Source organism: Bacillus sp. AP50, from assembly GCF_040492675.1.
Taxonomy (GTDB): domain Bacteria; phylum Bacillota; class Bacilli; order Bacillales; family Bacillaceae_G; genus Bacillus_A; species Bacillus_A cereus.
Window position 1 is genome coordinate 1 of the sequence record NZ_JBEUTW010000558.1, and the last position, 2,143, is coordinate 2,143.

Below are 2,143 nucleotides of genomic sequence, written 5' to 3' on the forward strand. Positions count from 1 at the left end.
CAAATACTCCAAGCGAAATTACAATCCGTAAAAAAAGAAATCTTGAATCACCTAGGTTCTACTATCACATTAAATAATTGTATGCACCCACCTAAGCAACAAAATAAATATAATAGCGTAAATAAATTAACAAGCACTTTGTTTAATATAAATTCTCCAGCCCATTTGGCCCAAAAACTTTATATTGATAACGCTATTCTAAAACCTATCATGGAATATGACAAAGGTTGCAAAAGTGTGATTTCCAAGCTAAAAACAGATAGAAAAACGCTGATACGTAATCTATCACTGCATCCTGTAATTCCTCTAATTCTAGAATATCGTCGCTTAGTGAAATTAATAAGTTCTTTTTGCAACTCCCTACCCAAAGAACAACAAGGTACTATCGATAATAAAATTCATCCTATCTATAACTCTGTAGGAACTAAAACAGGCCGTATGAGTTGCTCGTCACCAAACCTAAAGTTGTGGGCTGCATAAAGGTAACTTTATGTGTAAGCAGATCGTTAATTCAGGGAAAGCTAAGGGTAATTACCTATGTCAATCCTGAGCCAAGTCTAATAGGGATATTAGAAAGGTGCAGAGACTACTTAAATTAACCTAGAACAGGTGAAATAAGCACGAAAGCGATCCACCCTTCTATAACAGGGTGATGATATAGTCCGATACTCTTTGAAAAAAGAGAGCAAGGATAAAGAGCCTTGCATTACTACAATGACAACAAGTACCAAGTAAAGCTGATTTTATACGTATGGCCTTTAGAGCAGAAAGAGGTAGATTATTCACCAGTATTGACTTCAGTTTACAAAACGTTGGCTGAAGTCGTTAATCTAAACCTACTCAAAACAGGGAATGCCCTCATGTAACGGTGGAGCGAATCCTGTGCTTCTAGTGACAAGAAGTGCAACGACTGCTTGTTAATTATCACCTTGATTCATAGTTAACAAAATAATGAGTCGTCTATCAACCAAAATTGATAAATCCATCGAACTCATTTATACGGTAGGCTATGGGCTTAGTGGTCACAAAATTTGCCCATTATTTGCAAGAATGCAACAGAAGGTATAGTCTAATCCGGCTCCTTTAAGGAGTGTTCAAATACCATGAAAATGGCGGTATACATACAACAAGAATTACGTTGGCTCGCAATAGTAACACAAGAACCGGTTCTAATTGAAGCCTTTAAGAAAGGTTTAGATGTACATAGTCAAATCACTTGCCAAATTAAGGGGTTTACTTATAACTTGTTTGAGGATATTCGAAATTATAAAAGAGAGACATTAAAAGAGACTCAGCATCATATACAACAGCTTATAAATAAATGGTCAGATACCCCAGAATGTCTATATATTTTGAAGATATATAATATGAAGGAACTAAATAGTACTACTATTCCTTCTCTGGCAAATGCTTTTGAATCGCTTAGAAAAGAAATGAAAAGCATTGTATTCGGTAAAGGGATTGCCGAATTAAAATCTCACTCAAAACAGGGAAACCTAAGTGTATAAACATATGGTAATCCTGTGCCAAAGCGTTCATATGAATGGCAGGTGCAGAGACTTATAGCGTTCCGCGGTTATATAAACAACCAATCTAACGAGTTCGCTTAATGTGAGAAGTAACTTGAAATAGTTGCTAAGGTATAGTCCACTCCCTTAGGAAACTAAGGGGTTTAAGTGACCTTATATGGTATAACAGAAATCGGTTTATCTGATCAATTAAATATTACAAAAGCAGCAGCGACCTCGTTAATTAATCAATTTAAAAAACAATTACCCAACTTTTTAAGATGGGAAGCTGAAACACATAGAGAAGTTTTAACTAATGGTTATGTAAAAGATTTATTTGGTAGAAAAAGACGTTTTAAAGAAACAATTTTAAAAGCTACCTCTTCTTCCACCTTTAAGAACAAAAATTCAGATTGGAGATTAGAGAAAATAAAACGGCAAAGTTGTAACTTTAAAATACAAGGAACTTCTGCGACGCAAGTAAAAAAAGCCATGGTAAATTTATTTTATCCCACCCGGCCAGATGGTACAAAATGCTTAGATAGAGATGAATGGCTACAGGAGAATTACAAATCTATACTTGAAGAGCATGATATACACATCGTATTACAGATACATGATGAATTAATCTTTGA

The 2,143-nt window shown here is 34.9% G+C and carries 3 protein-coding genes; all 3 read left to right on the forward strand.

The window, feature by feature from the left end:
- Nucleotides 1-480 (forward strand): DNA polymerase (locus tag ABWK52_RS26555; RefSeq protein ID WP_353772251.1); only part of this gene is annotated, 480 nt, incomplete at its 5' end.
- A 623-nt stretch (nt 481-1,103) separates the two neighbouring features.
- Complete coding sequence (locus ABWK52_RS26560; protein WP_000781409.1) at nt 1,104-1,508, forward strand: hypothetical protein; 405 nt, start codon at nt 1,104-1,106, stop codon at nt 1,506-1,508.
- Between the two features lie 168 nt (nt 1,509-1,676).
- Nucleotides 1,677-2,143: DNA polymerase (locus tag ABWK52_RS26565; protein ID WP_353772252.1), on the forward strand; the 467-nt coding region annotated here is incomplete at its 3' end.

What these genes read in the sequence shown, in the direction of transcription:
- ABWK52_RS26560 (WP_000781409.1), top strand. Translation starts at nt 1,104, where the DNA reads ATGAAAATGGCGGTATACATACAACAAGAATTACGTTGGCTCGCAATA.